The organism is Polyangiaceae bacterium (assembly GCA_015075635.1).
GTDB lineage: Bacteria > Myxococcota_A > Polyangia > Polyangiales > Polyangiaceae > JADJKB01.
In genome coordinates this window covers 1,090,973-1,109,198 of record JABTUA010000002.1, presented here as the reverse complement: position 1 = coordinate 1,109,198, position 18,226 = coordinate 1,090,973, and the positions used below count along the sequence as shown (strand labels likewise).

The 18,226-nt window shown below is 70.3% G+C and carries 13 protein-coding genes and 1 pseudogene; 3 read left to right on the top strand and 11 right to left on the bottom strand.

The genetic code is table 11. The features are described from left to right. Positions 1-140 precede the first annotated feature (140 nt). On the top strand, positions 141-779 hold the full coding sequence (locus HS104_21330) for a hypothetical protein (GenBank protein MBE7482512.1): 639 nt from the start codon (positions 141-143) through the stop codon (positions 777-779). A gap of 1 nt (position 780) precedes the next feature. Here HS104_21330 and HS104_21325 read toward each other — a convergent pair whose 3' ends face one another. Beyond that, complete coding sequence (locus HS104_21325) at positions 781-1,944, bottom strand: thiolase family protein (protein MBE7482511.1); 1,164 nt, start codon at positions 1,942-1,944, stop codon at positions 781-783. Between the two features lie 67 nt (positions 1,945-2,011). Here HS104_21325 and HS104_21320 point away from each other — a divergent pair, with 67 nt between their 5' ends. Further along, positions 2,012-3,682 (top strand): formate--tetrahydrofolate ligase, encoded by a 1,671-nt coding sequence (locus tag HS104_21320; protein MBE7482510.1) that lies wholly within the window; start codon positions 2,012-2,014, stop codon positions 3,680-3,682. On the opposite strand, the gene HS104_21315 is transcribed toward HS104_21320, so the two are convergent. From HS104_21315 to HS104_21290, 6 genes are all read right to left on the bottom strand, one after another. Continuing rightward, the gene (locus HS104_21315; GenBank protein ID MBE7482509.1) at positions 3,675-5,513 is read right to left on the bottom strand and encodes a hypothetical protein; all 1,839 of its coding nucleotides are present in this window, start codon (positions 5,511-5,513) and stop codon (positions 3,675-3,677) included. The genes HS104_21320 and HS104_21315 overlap by 8 nt on opposite strands. Before the next feature lie 9 nt (positions 5,514-5,522). Then, complete coding sequence (locus HS104_21310; GenBank protein MBE7482508.1) at positions 5,523-5,918, bottom strand: type II toxin-antitoxin system VapC family toxin; 396 nt, start codon at positions 5,916-5,918, stop codon at positions 5,523-5,525. Positions 5,919-6,174: 256 nt separating this feature from the next. Further along, a complete protein-coding gene (locus HS104_21305; protein ID MBE7482507.1) occupies positions 6,175-7,824 on the bottom strand; it encodes a hypothetical protein in 1,650 nt (549 codons plus the stop codon). Between the two features lie 26 nt (positions 7,825-7,850). Beyond that, on the bottom strand, positions 7,851-8,723 hold the full coding sequence (locus HS104_21300; protein MBE7482506.1) for a hypothetical protein: 873 nt from the start codon (positions 8,721-8,723) through the stop codon (positions 7,851-7,853). A 51-nt stretch (positions 8,724-8,774) separates the two neighbouring features. Continuing rightward, entirely contained in the window at positions 8,775-9,176 is a 402-nt protein-coding gene (locus HS104_21295; protein ID MBE7482505.1) for a hypothetical protein, read from the bottom strand. A gap of 14 nt (positions 9,177-9,190) precedes the next feature. Continuing rightward, positions 9,191-11,560, bottom strand: coding sequence for a 3-hydroxyacyl-CoA dehydrogenase/enoyl-CoA hydratase family protein (locus HS104_21290; protein MBE7482504.1), 2,370 nt, complete (start codon positions 11,558-11,560; stop codon positions 9,191-9,193). A gap of 208 nt (positions 11,561-11,768) precedes the next feature. Here HS104_21290 and HS104_21285 point away from each other — a divergent pair, with 208 nt between their 5' ends. Then, on the top strand, positions 11,769-12,209 hold the full coding sequence (locus tag HS104_21285; protein MBE7482503.1) for a hypothetical protein: 441 nt from the start codon (positions 11,769-11,771) through the stop codon (positions 12,207-12,209). Between the two features lie 687 nt (positions 12,210-12,896). Here HS104_21285 and HS104_21280 read toward each other — a convergent pair. The 4 genes and pseudogenes from HS104_21280 to HS104_21265 all read right to left on the bottom strand — a co-directional run bounded on the left by HS104_21280 (position 12,897) and on the right by HS104_21265 (position 18,122). Then, positions 12,897-12,977, bottom strand: a pseudogene (locus HS104_21280) (acetyl-CoA carboxylase biotin carboxyl carrier protein subunit). A 116-nt stretch (positions 12,978-13,093) separates the two neighbouring features. Then, positions 13,094-14,683: a hypothetical protein gene (locus tag HS104_21275; protein ID MBE7482502.1), complete on the bottom strand. Its 1,590-nt coding sequence runs from the start codon at positions 14,681-14,683 to the stop codon at positions 13,094-13,096. Positions 14,684-14,721: 38 nt separating this feature from the next. Next, positions 14,722-16,353, bottom strand: coding sequence for a hypothetical protein (locus HS104_21270; protein MBE7482501.1), 1,632 nt, complete (start codon positions 16,351-16,353; stop codon positions 14,722-14,724). Beyond that, positions 16,353-18,122: a hypothetical protein gene (locus HS104_21265; GenBank protein MBE7482500.1), complete on the bottom strand. Its 1,770-nt coding sequence runs from the start codon at positions 18,120-18,122 to the stop codon at positions 16,353-16,355. The genes HS104_21270 and HS104_21265 overlap by 1 nt, the downstream gene beginning before the upstream one ends. Positions 18,123-18,226: the final 104 nt, after the last annotated feature.

Below are 18,226 nucleotides of genomic sequence, written 5' to 3'. Positions count from 1 at the left end.
GCCCGCATTTCCGGCGCCAATGTGAGCAAAGCTCCGTGAATGCACCCCAAGGTGGGCGCATCGGAGACCGCCGAACACGGGGATCCGGAGGCGCGGGCGAGCGTGAGTCGCCGTCATGCGTCCGGCGAAAGGAGCTTCGGATGATCGGGAGTGGTCTGCCTCGCGCGACCTTGCTGGTGCTGTTGTGTGCTCTGGGCGCGTGCGCCGAGCCGGTGAACGACCTGACTGTCGGCGCGGGAGGTGCCGCGATCGGCTCGTGTCAGGCGCCGACCTGCGGGGTCTGCTCGACCTGCACGGAGATGTGCTTGTGCTCGGGCTCGACGCTCGCGAAGTGCCAGGCCATCTGCGCCAGCGGCAGCGGAGGAAGCGCATCCGGAGGGAGCGGCGGCTACGGCGCGACGGGTGGAAGCGGCGCGATGGGTGGGAGTGGCGCTACGGGTGGCAGCGGCGCCACGGGCGGCTATGGCGCCACGGGGGCGACCGGCGGTTACGCGGGCAGCGGCGGCGCGACCTGCTCGGTCCAGGTCGGCGATCCGACCTGCGACGCTTGCATCGGTAGTCAGTGCTGCAAGGAGGCCGAAGCCTGCGCTTACGACGCGAATTGCGGCGGCCTGATGAACTGCCTGTCGATGGCACCGGAGTGCCAGTCGGCGCAGACGCTGGGTGATCTGCTCGCCTGCGCGGACACCGCCTGTCCGGCCTACGCCGCCGGCAAGACGAGCTTCACCGGCTACCTGAGCTGCATTTCGGTGAGCTGCGCCAGCGCCTGCGGGAGTTGAGTCAGGCGAGCTCGATCAGACCCGCGGCTCCCATGCCGCCGCCGATGCACATGGTCACGATGCCGCGCTTCTTTCCGCGGCGCTCGAGCTCGCGGATGATCGTCGCGGTGAGCTTGGCGCCGGTGCAGCCGAGCGGGTGCCCGAGGGCGATGGCGCCGCCGTTCACGTTGAGCTTTTCCTCGGGGATCCCCAGCTCGCGCTGCACGTAAACGGCCTGCGCGGCGAAGGCCTCGTTCACCTCGAACAGGTCGATGTCGGCCATCGAGAGGCCGGTCTTGCCCAGCAGCTTGCGGACGGCGGGGATGGGCCCGATGCCCATGATGGCCGGGTCCACGCCGGCGGTCGTGTAGGCGCGGAAGTAGGCCTTCGGTTTCAACCCGAGCTCGCTCGCCTTGGCCTTCGTCATCACCAGAGCGGCGGCCGCGCCGTCCGAGAGCGGCGACGAGTTGCCCGGCGTGACGCTGCCGCCGAGCATGAAGCTCGGCTTGAGCTGCCCGAGCGCCTCGAGCGAGAGACCTTCGCGGATCAGCTCGTCGTTTCTGAAGTCGCGCTTGCTGCGCTGCCCGGCCGCGAACTCGATGGCCTGCACGGTGACGACCTCGTCCTCGAACCTGCCGGCCTTGCGGGCCGCCGCGGCCTTCTCCTGGCTCTCGAGCGAGAACTCGTCCTGCTGCGTGCGGCTGATCTCGAAGCGCTTGGCCACGTTCTCGGCGGTGATGCCCATGGGCGTGTAGGCGCTCGGCATGGTCTCCATCAGCTCCGGGCTGGCGCTGATCTTGTTACCCGTCATCGGCACCGTGCTCATGCTCTCGACGCCACCCGCGATCACGATGTCGTGGTGACCGAGCGCGATGGAGCCCGCCGCCAGGGCGATGGCCTGGAGACCGCTCGAGCAGAAGCGGTTGATGGTCATGGCGCTGGTCTCGACCGGGACGCCGCCCAAGATGGCGGCCAGCCGCGCCACGTTCAGGCCCTGTTCGCCCTCGGGCATGGCGCAGCCGAGCACCACGTCGTCGATCTGGGCCGGTGAGACCCCGGGGACCCGGGCGAGCAAGCCCCGGATCACGTCTCCGGCCAGCTCATCCGGCCGCTTCAGCGCGAGGGACCCCTTGTGAGCGCGGCCGACGGCCGAACGGACGGCTTCGATGATGGCGATCTCGGTCATGGTGAAACCTCTAGGGCCACGCTTACGCCGGCGCAATACGGCGAGCAAGCGCGGTATCATCGCCGGAATGAAGACGGACGCAGAGATTGCTCGCTCGGTCACGCCGCGACCCATCGCCGAGATCGCCGACCGGCTCGGCATCTCCCACGAACGCCTGATCCCCTACGGCCGCGACAAGGCGAAGGTCGAGCTCTCCGTGCTGAACGAGCCGCGCCGGCGCACGCGTCCGCCCAAGCTGGTGCTGGTCTCGGCCATCACGCCGACCCCGGCCGGAGAAGGCAAGACCACCACGACCATCGGGCTCGGACAGGCGCTGTCGAAGCTCGGCGAGTCGGTCTGCCTGGCGCTGCGCGAGCCCTCGCTCGGGCCGTGCATGGGCGTCAAGGGCGGCGCGACCGGCGGTGGCTACAGCCAGGTGATGCCGGCCGACTCCATCAACCTGCACTTCACTGGCGACTTCCACGCCATCACGGCTGCGCACAACCTCTTGGCGGCGGTGCTCGACAATCACATCCACTTCTCGTCCGGAGTGCAGATCAACCCGCGCCGCGTGCTGTGGCGCCGGGTCATCGACATGAACGACCGCGCGCTGCGCAACGTCATCATCGGCCTGGGCGGTGTGATGCAGGGCGTGCCGCGCGAGACCGGCTTCGACATCACCGCGGCCTCCGAGGTCATGGCCATGTTGTGCCTCGCCGACGGCTACGACGACCTGCGCCGCCGCATCGATCGCACGCTGGTGGCCTTCACCTTCGAGGGCAAGCCGGTGACCGCCGGGGAGCTCAAGGCCACCGGCGCCGTGCTCGCGCTGCTGAAGGACGCCCTGATGCCCAACCTGGTGCAGACTCTGGAAGGCACGCCTTGCTTCGTCCACGGCGGGCCTTTCGCCAACATCGCCCACGGCTGCAACAGCGTGCTCGCCACGCGCATGGCCATGCACTTCGCCGACTGGACCGTCACCGAAGCGGGCTTCGGCTTCGATCTGGGCGCGGAGAAGTTCTTCGACATCAAGTGCGCCGGGGCCGGTCTGGACACGGCCGCCGTGGTGCTGGTCGCCACGGTCCGCGCCCTGAAGATGCACGGCGGCGTGAAGAAGGACGACCTCGCCGGAAAGAACGTGGCCGCGGTCGAGGCGGGCCTGCCGAACCTGGAGAAGCACATCGAGAACATCCGCTGCTTCGGCGAGTCACCGGTGGTGGCGCTGAACCGGTTTGGCGCCGACTCGGACGAGGAGATCGCCGTCGTCCGGCGCTTCTGCGAGAAGGCTGGCGTGCCCTTCGCGCTCAGCGACCACCACGCGCGCGGGGGCGAGGGGGCGCTCGATCTGGCCAAGGCGCTGATCAAGCACGCCGAGGCGACGCCCAAACCGTTCAAGCCGCTCTACGACTGGAGCTCGCCGGTGGTGGACAAGATCCGCACCATCTGCCAGCGCATCTACGGCGCCAACGACGTCGAGCTTACGGCGGCCGCGAAGCGCGACCTGGAGGACGTCGAGCGCCTCGGCTACGCGGGGCTGCCCGTGTGCATGGCCAAGACCCAGAACTCGCTCTCCGACGACCCGAACCGCCGCGGTCGGCCCACCGACTTCGAGGTCACGGTCCGCAACATCCAGATCAACTCCGGAGCGGGTTTCCTGGTGGTGCTCACCGGCGACATCATGCGTATGCCTGGTCTGCCCAAGCACCCCGCCTCGGAGAACATCGACGTGGTGGACGGGCGCATCGTCGGTCTCAGGTGAGCGGCTCGCGCCACGCCCCGCGCGCGGCGGTCCAGCACAGCGCTCCGCGCTCGAAGCGAATGGTCTCCGGCTCGCGCGGGTCGTCCGGCACGCTCTGATCGGCGACCGGATGACCGAGGTCGCTGGCGAGCCCACCCAGCGACTGCCAGTGCGCGAAGAGCGAGCCGAAGAGCGCGAAAACGCCGTTCGGCCCGCGGTCGAAGAGCACGCCCCGGGTGCACCAGAGCAGGCGGGTGGAGCCGTCGGCAGCGACCTGCACCGGCGCGCTGGGCCAGCCGAGCGGCGAGCGCCCCTGACCGAGCTCGACCCAGCGAGAGAAGGCGCGCTCGCTCGCGGAGAGCACGAACGGACGCGCAGGCGGGGCGTCGGGTGGCGCATCCCAGACGAAGACGCCGCCCTTCTCGAAGCGCACCACGCTCCCGCCCCAGCCGCTATCGTGCATGCGCACCGGCTCGGAGATGGGCGCGCCGAGCGAGCCCGTGCGGCCGCCCTGCTCGCGCCACACCTCTGCGATGCGGTTCGGCAAGCGGGCGACGAGATCGACGCTCGGTGCCGGCGGGGCCGCCGGCGCAGAAGGCGGCGGTCGCGGCGCGGCAGCCGGAGCGGTCGGTTGCGGTCGCGGCGCCACGGCAACCGCGGCCACGGCGACAGCGGCAGCGGCCGTGCCGGCCAAGCCGGCGGCTTCCTCGTCGAAGCCGTCGTCCCAGGGCAGGCGCTCTCGGTGTTGCGTCGTGCCCGGCCCGCGCAGCATCGCCAGGATCTCCTCGCTGCGATCGCGATCGACGAAGGCGCCCCGGTCGCGCCCCCGCACCACGCGCGCCACGCCCGGCGTGAGCCCGGCGAGCAAGCCGCCCGCCAACCCGCCGAGCAAGCCGCTGCCGGTGAGGGCGCCGACCGCGATCTGCGCGCCGACGTTGGCCACCGTCGCCACGGTGCGCGTCGCGCCGGCACCCTCCGGGGGCGCCCGCGGAACCGCAACGGCGTTCACCGCCGGTGCTTGGTGCGGGTCGAAGGCGTCGCGGGTGGTGAGCCGGATCGCCCAGCCGCTCTGCGTCAGGCGCGGGTCGAGCACGTAGTCGTAGGGCATGTACACGTAGCCGCGATCGCCCCAGTCGTCGCCCCACGAGTTCTTCACGACGAACACGCGCCGCGCGTCGTCGTAGCCCACCAAGAGGAGCGCGTGCCGGCCGTGCCGTGGGTCGTCCGCGCCGGCTGGCATGCCGCACATGCCGCTCGGCGGCGTCTTCACGAACGACTCGGTGACGCGGGTGCCGAACGCGACGGGAAACCCCGCCGCTAGGCAGCCGCGCATCGCGTCGCCGTCCACCGGCACGCTCCACCAGTCGACGGCGCGATGCTGACTCGCCTCCCGAAACACCGGCTCCGGCGGCTGCACCGCGAACAGGTCCTTCTGGTAGGGCCAACTCGCCTCGCGCGGCACCCCCACCCGGGACAGCACGCGGATGCCGCTCACCAGCGAGGCGCCGGTGTCCTCCCGCACGCGGTCGTCCCAGAGCCGCTGGTTGAAGTAGACGAACAGCCGCGACAGATCCACGTGCTGCCCGCGCTCGCGGAAGACCAAGTACTCGAGCGCCGCGACCAGGGCGTTGGCCGTGCAGCTGCCGATGGAGCCCTGCTCCTCGACCGGCGTCATCCAGGGGCGGAGGTCCACGCGCTCCGGCAGCCGGCTCGAGGCGAGCGTGGCGCGAAACGGGCGCTTGTCGATGTCGCCGTCGTCGCCGTCGTCGCGGCAGGCGCCGAGGGCGATCTGCCGGCCCAGGAACTCGCCGAAGCGGAGGCCCACGACCTGTCCGACGTAGCTGCCGAGCACGGGCAGAGGCTACCAGATCTCGACGCGCAGCCCCGGGACCCGCAGGAAGTCGTCGCCGTCCCGGGTCACCAGCGTCGCGCGGTGCGCCAGGGTCGTCGCCGCGATGAGCATGTCGTTGGCACCAATCGGCTTGCCAGCCCGGCGACGCTTGCCAGCGCGCTTCGCGTCGCGCCTCAGGCGCCGCGCGATCTCGTCGGGAACGTAGAAGGTGATCTGGGCCACATACCCAAGTATCCGTGGAACCGTGCCCGGGGCCTTCAGCCGGCCTTCCACCGGCAATCCCCGCAGAAACAGGCGCGTCCGCCGAAGCGCGCCAGGTGATGGTCCGAGCGCTCGTCGTAGACCGCATCGTACAGCTCCGCCTCGGCCTTCGAGCGTGGTCCCGCGGCGCGTCGCTCGTGCCAGTGCCGCGACACGATTGGGGCGAGCCGCCTGCGCAGGCCCGAGTCGAGAGCTTCGAGCTCGCGAGCCATGTCGCGGTCACCCTTGCTCATGGCCCGGAGCCACAAGAGCTCGCGGCGAGCCGGCGCGTCGCGAAACAAGCGTTCGAGAGCCTCGATATCGAGATCGTCGTGCATGGGACGTCCTCCGGCGGACACCCTGAGCAAGCCGTGGGCCAGCGCGCATCTTCGGGATTTCCTCCTCCCGACGGGTGGCGAAGTCAGCGTTCGCCGCTGGCGATCGCCACCTGCCGGAGCGCGGTCTCGAAGCGCGCGTGCCTGGCCAGGAGCCGCGTCGCCTCCGCCTCGCTCGGGCTGCCCTTGCCCCGGATGACACGGATCAGGGCGGCCTTGTCGCTGCGGCTGAAGCTTGGCAGATCCGGTACCAGGTCGAGCACGAGCGCGAGCCGCTCGAGGGACGCGCGCTCGTCGTCCGTCCAGCGCGCGAAGTCGCGGACGTCGAGCGCCTTCCGCGCGCGGGCGCTCGCCTTCCGAAGCGCCGCGCTGCGGTCGCCGTCGTGGCGCGCGGCGATGGATCGGCTCACCGCCAGGCCCAGCGCGCCGAAGTCGAAGGGGCGGCGCCGGCCCGCGGAGAGATCCAGCACGGCCTCGGTGCGCGACAGCCGCCGGAGCGTCTTCCTGTCCGAGCGGTGCCCCGGCTCCCGCGACATGCGCGCCTCCTCTTGTCGCGCGAGCGCCTCGACCTTGGGGTTCGTCGGAACGAAGCCGAGCTTGCGGTAGAACCAGAACGCGCCGCTGGCGATGGCGTCGGGGTTGTCTTCGCCCATGCCGTAGCGAGTCAGGTAGAACAGCTCGACGCCGAAAGCGTGGTGCAGAAGCCGCATGAACTGGGCGTAGAAGAAGCGGATCTCGCCGCCGCGAAACTCGGGGAACACGTTGATGCCGAGCTCGCAGGCGCCGAACAGCGGCGCCGCCGGGCCGTAAGCGGCGGGCACCCCGTTCTTCAGCACCATGAAGAAGTAGCTCGCGCCGAGCGGCGCTCGGTGCTCGGGCAGGACGCCGGCCAACACGATGGACACCCCGCGCTCGAAGGGCACCAAGAGGACGTCGTCCGGCGAGGCGTAGATCAGCGGGTGGATCTCCAACAGGCGACTCGAGAGGGCGGCCGTGCAGGCGTCGAGGACCGCTTCGCCGCGCCGGCATGACAGAGCGCGCGGCAGCCTGAGCGGCTTCTCGATCTCTGGGCGGAGCTCGAAGCGCTCCTTGGGCAGGTCTTCGGCCTGGAAGCACGGAGCCCGGTCGCTGATCTCGATCTCCGCGCGCGCGCTGCCGGGCTGGTTCAGCGCGTAGCGGATCGGGACGTCGCAGAGCTCGAACAGCGCGGCCTGCTCGACGGCGGAGCGGCCCGAGGTCTCGAGCAACCTGAGGAAGAAACCGAGATCGCTGCCGCGGCGCGAGTCGGTGCGCTCGAGCCAGTCGGACCAAGCGTAGGGCCAGTACTCGTTGGCTTCACCCTCGGGAGCCGTGAACGAGAGGTCGAGCAACGCGCTGAGGCGCGCCTGGTCCTCGAACTCGTCCCAGTCGATCTCGAGCGCACCTGGAAAGCGTCGCGACAGGCGTTGGAGCACGGCGTACGAATACGGGTAGCGGCAGACGCTGCCCGGTACGCCGGTGTCGGCGAGCTGTTCGCGGACGCCGGCGCGGAGGCCGGAGATCAGCGCTCGGGTGAGGTCCAACACCTCGGCGTCGTCCGGGTAGGCGCGCAGGAACTCGAGCAGGCCACACAGTCGCGGCAGGTCGCGCGCGTCCACGCTGCACAGGGCGCGAAGCAGGCGCTTCTTCTCGCGCCGTGCCTTGGCGCCGAAGGTCTTGTGGATGCGGTCGAGCTCCGAGACGAGGGACGAGGTCATGGCGCGCGCCACGACTCTCTCCCCGCTCAGCGCACCGGGCAAGGTCCGGGTGCGAACGGCAGCGTCGCGTCGAGCCCGCTCACGAGGTTGGCGCCGCCGTGCATCGCTAGGAGCTCGATCTGCGGCGCGTCGGGCAGGCCGGGCAGCGAGCCTTTGATACACGGGTAGGGGTCGGTGCCCGGGTACACGGTCTGTTGCGTGAAGGTCGGGTACTGGGTGCAGGTCACCACCGGCAGCGCGGAGAACCCGGACGTCACCTGCGCGCCCGGCTCGAACGCGGCGACGAAGAACTGACCGGCGACCGACTCTGGCAGCGCGAGGCTCGCGTTGCAGGTGCCGTTCGTACCGTCGGGCCGCGAGGCGACGGAGACGCGCGAGCCCGAGATCGGCGTCACGCTGGCCGCGAGGTCGAAGGTGGCCGCGGCCACTAGGCCACCGGTGACACCGCTGACCTTGGCGCCGCCGTAGCGAGCCATCACATGGAGGTCGACGGGATGGTCGGCCGGGACCTCGACCAGGAAGTCCGCGCAGCCGGCGTGCTCCGCGTCCGCCGAGCCGTGGTCTGCGCTCGCCTCGTGGCAGCCCACCACGAGCACGCCCTCGACCAGCTCGAGCCGGATGTTCGCCTCGACGTCTGGGAACGCGGCCTCGGCATCCGCCGAGTCGTTGGCGACGACGCTCGGTCGCCCGCTGAGGCGCACCCGGGACAGGCCCTGTACGCCGACCACCTCGACGTCGCCGTGGTTGTTGAGCACCGAGATGCGCTCGCCGGCGAAGTCGGCGCTGGCCTCCCGGGTCACCACCCGGTCGGAGACCCAGTCGCGCTCCGGCCCGTCGAAGCGCATGGAATCACAGCCGAAGCCCGCGAGAGCCAGGAACGCGAGAACGAAGCGGGACAAGGAAGCCACCCCGTTCTACGGGGCGGCGGGGCGCGACCTTCCGGGGGAAGGTCAGGGATTCAGAGCGCAGGTGGCGAGGCACTCCCGGTAGCTCTCGCAATCGCCCGTGCAGTTGTTGGTCATGCAGCCGGTCTTGGCCGGGTCCTTGCACACGAAGCACTCCAGCGTGGGCGGGGCCCCGGTGCAGAAGCTGTCGCAAGGTCCGTCGCACGCGGTCGCGGTGAGGCACGCGCAGGTGTTCAGCGCGGCCTTGAACGCCGGCCCGGAACCCAGCGAGCTGTCACACTCGGTTCGGCAATCGGCGAACGATTTCGTCGCACCGCCCCCCGCGGAGCCGCCGCTGCTCGCGCCCGCGGAGCCACCGCTCCCGTCGGGGTTTTCGGTCGTGGACGAACAGCCTCCAGCGAGGGCCGAGAGGAGCACCGGGAGCGCGAGGCAGACCAACGGGCGCATGCCCCGAGCCTAGCTCAGTTCCTGAGCGGCTTGTTGTTCATCAGCATGTGCTGCATGCGGTCGAGCGTGCGCTGCTCGCCGCACAGGGACAGGAACGTCTCGCGCTCGAGATCCAGGATGCGCTGCTCGGGGACCGGTCCCGCCGCGCCCGCCGCGCCGCCGCACAGGATGCGGGCGAGCTTGCGCGCGATGACGCCGTCGTATTCGGTGGCGAAGCCGCCGGCGACCATGGTGTCCACCAGCATCGAGATGGTGGCCACCCCGCTCTCACCGGGCAGCACGTAGCTCCGCGGCGTGGGCGCGTGGTAGCCGGACTCGGCCATGCCGATGGCCCGCGCCTTCGCGTCGCTGGCGACGCGAGCCTTGTCGAAGCTGATGCCGTCCGTCTTGCGGAAATAGCCTAGCTCCTGCGCCATCAGCGCGCTGGTGGCCACGTTTGCGGTGGCGATGTTCTTGAACACCGCGGCGACCAGCGACTGCACGATGACGTCGGCGCCCTCCGGCACGCCCTCCAGGGCGCGCCAGACCAGGTTCAGGCAGCCGCCACCGGCCGGGACCAGGCCCACGCCAACCTCGACCAGGCCCGCGTAGGTCTCCGCCGCCGCCTGGATGGCGTCCGCCGCCAGGCACACCTCCAGCCCGCCGCCCACGGCCATGCCGTAGGGCGCCGCGACCACCGGGACCTTGGCGTACTTCATCCTCTGACACGCCTGCTGGAGCGCGTTCACCATCTTGTCGAGCTCGTCCCACTGCTTCTGCTGCGCGGCCACGACCACGCCGAACAGGTTCGCGCCCACGCTGAAGTGCTCGCCTTCGTTGGCGATGATCAGCGCGCGGAAGTCCCGCTCCGCCCGCTCCGTCGCCTGGTGCAGCATGGCGATGACGTCGGGGTCCAGGCTGTTGGCCTTGCTCCGATAGGTGATGGACAAGACACCGTCGCCCACGTCCCAGGCCTCGGCGCTCGAGGTCTGGAGCACGGGCTTGTCGCCCTTGCGCAGGAGCGCAATCGGCACGCTCTTCGGATCCGTTTTCTGCGCGACGTAGCTGCCCTTCCCGAGGTCGAAGATCTTCCCGTCCTTGTAGAAGGCGGTGGCGCCGCTGGCCTTCATCTTCTTGACGCTCTCCGGGATGGCCAGGCCGTCCTTCTCCATGCGTTCGAGCGCAGCCGTGAAGCCGATGGCGTCCCAGGTCTCGAAGGGGCCGAGCTCCCAGGCGTAGCCCCAGCGCATCGCATCGTCGATGGCGGCCACGCTGTCGGTGATCTCGCCGATCATCTTGGCCGCGTAGAGCAGCGCGCGCCCCGTCAGCTTCCAGGCGAAGGTGCCCGCGGGCCCCGGGTCCGCGAAGAGCTTCCTCACGCGCTCGCGCGGGTTCTCCTCGCTGGCGATCTCCTTGCACTTGGCGCGGATTTCCTTGCTGCCCCCGCGTCCGCGGTAGCCCTTCTCGTACGGATCGAAGGTCTGGATGTCGTCGCCGGCCTTCTTGTAGAAGCCGCCCTTGGTCTTGTTGCCGAGGTGCCCCGCCTTGACCATCTCGCGGATGTACTCCGGGAGCTGGAACACCTCGCGCTCCGGATCGCTGGTCAGCGCCTGGTAGCAGTTGTCCGCGACGTGCACGACGGTGTCGAGGCCCACCAGATCCGCGGTGCGGAAGCTGGCGCTCTTCGGGTGCGCCATGGGCTCACCAGTGATGGCGTCGAGGTCCTCCGGCGCCAGCTTGTCCGCCAGCATCTGCTGGATGCCCAGCAGCATGGCGTGGGTGCCGATGCGGTTACCGACGAAGTTCGGCGTGTCCTTGGCCCAGACGATGCCCTTGCCCAGCACCTCGCGCCCGAAGTGCTCGACGCGGTCCTTCACCGCCTGGCTGGTCTCCGGCCCCGCGACCAGCTCGAGCAGCTTCATGTAGCGCACGGGGTTGAAGAAGTGCATGACCAGGAAGCGCTGCTTGAAGCTCGCGCTGCGGCCTTCCAGCATGTCCTGGATGCGCAGGCCCGAGGTGTTCGACGCCACCACCGCGTCGGGCCCCAGGGTCTTCTCCAGCCGCTCGAACAGCGCGCGCTTGGGCTCCAGCCGCTCGATGATGGCCTCGATGACCAGATCGCAGCCGCTGAGCGCCGCGAAGTCGTCCTCCAGGTTGCCGGTCTTCACCAGCGCCGCGCGGCTCTTGTGGAAGAACGCCGCCGGTCTGGCCTTGATGGCCTTGTCGAGCCCACCCTCGGCGAAGCGATTGCGCGCCCGCGGGTCCTTCTTCTCCGCGTCGCTCAGGTTCGGGGGAACGATGTCGAGGAGGACGACCTCGACGCTGGCATTGGCAAAGTGCGCTGCGATGCCGGCGCCCATCACGCCGGCTCCGACCACGCCGACGCGGCGAATGGGGGTAGTCATGCCGAGGACCGTTAGCCGTCTCCCGAGAGGCTTCAAGCGAATAGGCTGCGCGACCCGTCAGGGCTCCGGGGCCGCCATGCGCGAGACGCTGTCATCGTTTGCTGCGTCGGGTACGCCGTTGGCGTCCACCGCGGGCCGGTCGGCTACGACCCGGAAGACTGAGCCGCTGGAGTCGCCAGGGGGGCGACCGGCGTGGTAGACAGGCGTGATGCGGCGCGGGGTTTGGGTCTTCGCCATCTTCGTCACCTCGGTCTGGGGTTGCGGCGGCGCGGCGAAGCAACCCGAGCCGGCGACGGCAGCGCCAGCTCCCGCGGCGTCCGGTGATGAGCCCGCGGAGTCCTCCGAGGCCGAGCCCGCCGTGCCGCGCGCGAAGATCGTCGAAGTGATGCCCGGCAAGGAGAGCGCGGACGACCGCCGCGTGAAGATCAGCTTTCACAACCCGACCACGAGCTCGTGCACCTTCACCAGCTACACGCTGGTGTGGCCGGGCGGCAGGAAGACGGTCGAGGAGAAGCCCTTCGAGATCCCGGCCGGGGGCAGCCGCCAGCGCGTGCTCCTGATGCACCCGAACGACGGCGACCTCGGCAAGCTCCGCCCCGAAGGCTCGGAGATCGAGGTCAACGCGGGCTGCTCGAACGCTCCGCAGTGATCAGAACGTCCCAGCCAGCGCGATGCGGAAGAACGGCCCGCTGGTCGAGAGCTCGCCCAGATCGAGGGCGGCGGTGCGCTCCGGTGCGCCCGAGTCGGCGTCGGGCTCGAGCAAGAGGTCGCTCGACTGCGTGAAGCCGTAGCCGCCTTCGGCCACCAGCCAGAACATCAGGTCGAGCTTCTTCTGGCGCACGTCCCAAAACGACCAGGCGGCGCCGACGCTGCCGTCTACGGCGAGGAGCCAGTCGCGCGCGGCGAGCGTGGTGCCGCTGGAGCCTTCCTCCAGCGTGGCGACGCTGCGCTGCACGCCGGCGCTCGGCCGCACGAAGGCGTACAGCGAGGGCAAGAGGTGGTAACGCGCTTCCGGCCCCGCGGTGAGCCGGTAGGTTTCGAGCGCCGTCGCCTCTCCCCGGGCGTCGGCGCGCTTGGTGCCGAAGTCGAAGCCGAGCGCGGCTGCGAAGGAGAGCTTCGGCGTGGTGTAGAGGCTGCGCGACGCGCCGACGCTGCCCGCGACGAAGACGTCGTCTTCGGCGAAGGGATCGAAGCCCTTGCTCCCGAAGAACGAGGTGCGGACGCCGAACCAGGCCTGCCACGCGGGCGGTCCGGCGGGGGGCAGCGGCTCTTCCGGCTCCGCGTCCGCCTCGGGTGCCGCGGGCGCTGCTGCCGCTGCCGGAGGTGCCATCACCCACGGTGCGTAGGGCGCGGGCGCCGCGGCCGGTGCGGGCGCCGGCGCCGGTGCGGCTGCCGGCTCGGGCTTGGCTGCCGGCGCTTCGCTCGGCGGCGCCTCGACGGCGGGCTTCTCGTCCACGGGCGGCGAGACGACCTGCGCCTGGGCCGTTACCGTGAGCGAAACCAGAACCAATAGCGAGGTGAACGCGCGCGTCATCACTGCAGCCCTCCCAGCAAGATCCCTGGATAGAAGCGCGTCTTTGCCGTGTCCGGATCGAGCGCGTCGAGGACCGTGGCGCCCACCGACAGCGCCTCGCCCTTCTCGTTCACGTGCAGCGCGATGGCCGCGCGTCCGGTGTCGCGCCGCGCGATGTCGTACACGGCAGCGACGTCGCGCTCCACCTGGATCGAGGTCGGGTGCAGATTGGCGAGATCGATGCTCGCGAAGTCCGGTGTGCCGGGCCGGAGCGCCCAGGCGCGCTCGCCGTCCGGCGAGACGCCGAGCTGGAAGCCCGAGGCGTTGGTCAGCATCGGGAAGCTCTGCCGCTTGTCCAGGTCGAGCACGTAGAACTCGCTGGCGCTCGTGCTCTGCAAGAGCTTCAAGTGCGCGTATTTGTCCCCGGGCACGCTCCTGACGCTCTGGACGGCGATGCCGATGTCGTAGTCGTCCACGCTGCGGAACGGTGTGCCGCTGGTCTTGCCCAGCGACCAGAACGCGATGCCCGTGGTCGAGTCGCTCCACAAGAGCGCCACGTCGCTCTTGGCCGGCTTGTCCGAGACGTCGTCGGTGACGCGCGTGATGCGGGAAAACGGCTTGGGGAAGTCCACGAACTCGGGGACGGTCGTCGCCGGGTCCACCAGCGTCGCGCCCTTCGCCGAAGGCACCAGCGCCGCCAGCCGCAGGCCGCCGTCCGTCTGCACGAAGGCGATGCTGCTCGGCACGCCGCCCACGTCGGCGATGTTGATGGTGGCCTTGAAGGGCTTTTCGTCGCCGTCGGGCGGCGGAGCCAGATCCACGAGCATCAGGTTCGTGTCGTTGGCCAGGCGCACCGCGATGCGCGCGTCCGTCGCGTCGTCTACGGCGCCGTCGTGGAAGGCGACCTCCATCGGCTTCCCGGTCGCACCGGTCGGGGTCTTCGGCAGGATCAGCGTGACCTCGTCGCGAGCCAGATCGGACAGATCCACCAGGCTCACGTCCTGCCCGGTCTCGACGATCACGAAGCGGCGCGGGGCGCCGTTCGGCACCGTGAGCTGGCTGGTGAAGGTGATGCGCTCTGGCCGGCCGCCGAAGCTGCGCAGCGTCTTCGATACCGGCTCGGCGTTTGCGTCGCTCAGGTCGACGAAGATCAGCTCGTTCGGGTTCACGACGATGCCGCCGGCGTCGTAGACCACGGCCCACTCCCCCTGCGGGTCGATGGCGATGCCCTGAAGCGGATCGGTCAGCGTGTAGCGCGCGTTCACCTTCGGCTCGGTGCTGCCGTCGATGACCGTGAGCGAAGGCAGCTCGTCGTCCGGATTGCGGCGCGGCTGCACGCCGCGGGACAAGACGAAGAACGACGAGCTGTCCCGCGACACCTCGGTGGCGACGATGTTCTTGCCGACACCGAGCGGCGTCGTGCGCAGCGAGCGGTTCGACGACGCGGTCAGCATCAACACGCGGTCGAGGGCGGTGTCCACCAGGGCCACGGAGCCGGTCAGGCCCGCGCTCTTCACCGGCAGCTCGCCCCGAGCGTCCCAGGCGCTGGGACGCTCGCCGCAGCCGGCGAGGGTCGCGACGAGTACGCTTGTCACAGCCAGTCGTTTCATGTTCGTTCCTCTCACCCCTTCGGGTGTCACGCAGCGCGTCACTCGACGACCTTGGCTCCGAGCTCGAAGCCGGTGAGCGTCCGCACCTCGCCGCTGGCGAAGTCGACGAAGGTGATGCGCCCTTCGGGGTGAAGCTGCGCCACGTAGCCCTTGTTGGCGGCGGCGACGATGCCGGTTGCCAGCGGGGGGCTCGCGAGCTTGGTGTAGTCCACCTGAAGGTTCCCGAGCTTCACGCGGTAGACCCCGAAGACCTTCTTCTGGTCGTCGCGCACGCTGACCAGCGCGTGCTCGCTCTTGGGCGCAGGCTGGATGGCGACGGCGTTCGGCGCCGCATCGGTGCCCAGGATCTTCGGCGAGAGCTGCGCGACCGTGGAAACCACGCTGAACGCGCCGGCCTTGGTGCTGCCTGGCGCGGTCTTCTGGAGCACGATGGCGTGTTTGGCGTCCGGCGCCGGGAACACCGCGCTGACGGCGGCCTTCAGCGCCACGGTGCGATGCGTGAGGTAGTCCGGGCCGGGGCCGAGCTTCAGGATGGTGAGGTGATCGCTCTCGATGGCGTTGGTGTAGAGCAGCGCGACGCTCGCGTCCGTCGAGAGCGCGACGCTGCCGAAGAACTCGCCGCTGATGGCCTTCTTGTCGATGCTGTTCGGATCGGTGGCCGCGCCCGGCACCGGCAACACGAAGACCTCCGAGGTGTCGCGCACCACTGCCACGGCGCGTTGGCCGTCCTCCGCGAGATCGAGGTCCGTCACCGGGCCGGTGAGCTGGATGTCCGTGCGCGTGCCGGTCGCCAGTGACACGTACGACACCGCGGCGTTGCCGTCGCGGCGCACCAGAGCCCATGCGCCGTCCGGGGTCAGGGTGACGTCGCGCGAGGCCGGGTTCTCCAACGGGTCGTCGGTGACCTCGACCAGCGCGCTGACGCTGGGCTCGATGCCGTCGAGCGTGAGCACCGAGATGCCCGGCTCGGTCACCGCGAAAGCTCGCGTCTCGTCCTTCGCGAAGCCGAGCCGCGTGGGCCGGTAGCCGACCGTGAGGATGGTCGAGACCTCCTTGCCGATCGTCAGGTCGATGACCGTGACGTCCTGGAAGCCGTCGGTCGGATCGGGGCTCTTCATCGCGGTCGCGTCCGTCCAGGCGATGGCCCACTTGCCGCCGGGGCTGACCGCCCAGGCGTTGGCCCCGGAGTGCGTCTTCAGCGTCTTCTGCGAGACCTCGCCGTTGCCGGCCACGCGGAACAGCGTGGCGTCGTGGCTCTTCACGTTGAGCACGACGGCGGCGTTGGAGCTGGGATCCGGCACCGCCGCGAGGTAGGTCGGGCCGTTGCCGGCCTCGGCGATCTTCACGTCGTAGGTCTGGGCGTCCACCAGCGCCACGCGCCCGCTCTCGGGGTTCGCGGCCCACACGTATTTGCCCGTCGCCACCGGCGAGCGGAAGGAGCTCTCGATCTCCTGCTCCGGGGGCGCGTCGATGCCGGCGTCGCCGATCGAGCCGCCGCCGACGGCGCCGCTGCCGCCGGTGCTGCCGCCGGCCCCGCCGGCCCCGCCCAGGGTTCCGCCCCCCGAGCCGCCCATCGGCGCGCCGGCGCCGCTGGCGTCGCTCCCGCCGCAGTTGAGCAGGAACGCCGCGAACCCTGCGCCGAGCACCCCGAAGCACGAAAGTCGCAGCATCACTGGCTCCCGTCCACGACCTTGGCCCCGAGCTCGAAGCCGGTCAGCGTGCGCGCCTTGCCGTCCGCCAGGGTCACGAAGGTGATGCGACCCTCCGGGTGCTCCTGCGCTACGTAGCCCACGTCGGCAGCCGACACGATGCCGGTCGCGAGCGGCGGGCTCGAGAGCTTGAACGGATCGACCTGGAGCTGCGGCATGCGCACCAGATAAGTTGCGTAGATCTTCTTCGCGTCGTCGCGCACGGTGACCAGCGCGCGGGCGCTGGGCGCCGACTGGATCGCGACGCCGACGGGCGGCGCGTCCGTGCCCTGGATCTTCGGCGGCAGGTCCGCAGTAATCGGCACTACGCTGAAGGCGCCGGCCTTGGTGCTCGAGCTCGTCGGGGCGAGCAGCGCGACGGCGTGGGAGCCGTCCGGCGACGGAAACACGGCTTTCACCGGGGCTTTCAGCGACACCGTGCGGTACTTCAAGAAGCCAGCGCCAGCGGCGGTCCCGAGCATGGTGACGTGATCGTTGGGCGTCGCGTTGGTGTAGAGCAGCGCCACGCCGCCGCTCGCGCTGACCGCCACGCTGCCGACCGACTGACCGCTGATGGTGACCTGCTCGAACGCGGTCGGGTTGGTGAAGATGCCCGGGATCGGCAGGAGCACGACGTCGGAGCTGACGATTGCAGGAGGTGCGGTGTCGGGCGGCGCGCTTGCTTCGGCCTCTTCGCCGGCGTCGTCGGCGGAGGCCTCGGTGCCGCCGTCGTCCTGCGCGGGCGCGTCGGGTCCGGCGTCGGTGCTCACACCGAAACCGGGCACGCGTACCACGGCGATGGCGCGCGTGCCGTCGTCGCTCAGATCGAGGTCGGTGACCGGACCGGAGAGCTTCACGCTCACCCGCTGGCCATTTGCCAGAGACACGATGCCCACCTCGCTCGAGCCGTCTCGGCGCACCAACGCGTACGCGCCGTCCGGAGTGACGGATACGTCCCGCGACGCCGGGTTCTCCAGCGGGTCGTCGGTGACCGGGACGTCCGAGCTCACGTAGGGGCCGAGCCCGTCGTCGAGCTCGATGACCGAGACGCCCGGCTCGGTGATCACGAACGCGCGCTTCTCGTCGGCCGCGATGAACACGCGTGTGGGCCGGTAGCCCACGCTGAGTCGCGTGGATTTCAGAGTGTTTCCGGCCAAATCGAGCACGGTGACGTCCTGGAAGCCCTGCGTGGGATCAGCCTTCGGGATCTGTGCCGCATCGGTCCATGCGATGGCGTAACGGCCCTTCGGACTGACGGCCCAACCGTTGGCGTCCTCGTGCACCTCTGCCGTGAGCGTGGTGACCTTGCCCTTGGCGTCTGCGACGAGAACGGTCGCATCGTGGCTTTTCACGTTGAGCACGATGGCGCGGGCCGCGTCCGGCTGGCTCGGATCGACTAGCGCGGCGAGGTGGGTCGGACCGTTGCCCGCCTCGACCGTCTGCACGTCCAGGGTCTTGGCGTCGATGAGGGCTACGCGCCCACTCTCCGGGTTGGCCGCCCAGACGTATTTGCCGGTGGCGACCGGCGACCGGAACGAGCTCTCGAGCTCCTCCTCCGGCGGCGGCCCGCTGCCCGCCGCGCCGCCCGTCGCAGCGCCACCGGAGCCGCCGCAGCCGACGCCGATGCAAGGACTGGCGTCGAGGCCACCCCCGCCGCCTGCGGCGCCGCTCTCGTCGCTCGATTCGCCCGCTGCACAATGCAGCACCCCGGCCAGCACTGCTGGCAGCGCGAGGAGCCACACCCGCAGCATTTTCGGAGCCAGCCACTGATGTGCCACGCCGCTCACGAGAGGGCGAAGGCATGCAATCCACGAGCCACGGCCGCTCGAATGAATAATCACGAGGGATCGGCGTC

Excerpts from the sequence above, each read along its gene's own strand:
- HS104_21330 (MBE7482512.1), top strand. The coding sequence starts at position 141 with ATGATCGGGAGTGGTCTGCCTCGCGCGACCTTGCTGGTGCTGTTGTGT.
- HS104_21325 (MBE7482511.1), bottom strand. The coding sequence starts at position 1,944 with ATGACCGAGATCGCCATCATCGAAGCCGTCCGTTCGGCCGTCGGCCGC.
- HS104_21320 (MBE7482510.1), top strand. The coding sequence starts at position 2,012 with ATGAAGACGGACGCAGAGATTGCTCGCTCGGTCACGCCGCGACCCATC.
- HS104_21305 (MBE7482507.1), bottom strand. The coding sequence starts at position 7,824 with ATGACCTCGTCCCTCGTCTCGGAGCTCGACCGCATCCACAAGACCTTC.
- HS104_21295 (MBE7482505.1), bottom strand. The coding sequence starts at position 9,176 with ATGCGCCCGTTGGTCTGCCTCGCGCTCCCGGTGCTCCTCTCGGCCCTC.
- HS104_21290 (MBE7482504.1), bottom strand. The coding sequence starts at position 11,560 with ATGACTACCCCCATTCGCCGCGTCGGCGTGGTCGGAGCCGGCGTGATG.
- HS104_21285 (MBE7482503.1), top strand. The coding sequence starts at position 11,769 with ATGCGGCGCGGGGTTTGGGTCTTCGCCATCTTCGTCACCTCGGTCTGG.
- HS104_21275 (MBE7482502.1), bottom strand. The coding sequence starts at position 14,683 with ATGAAACGACTGGCTGTGACAAGCGTACTCGTCGCGACCCTCGCCGGC.
- HS104_21270 (MBE7482501.1), bottom strand. The coding sequence starts at position 16,353 with ATGCTGCGACTTTCGTGCTTCGGGGTGCTCGGCGCAGGGTTCGCGGCG.
- HS104_21265 (MBE7482500.1), bottom strand. The coding sequence starts at position 18,122 with ATGCTGCGGGTGTGGCTCCTCGCGCTGCCAGCAGTGCTGGCCGGGGTG.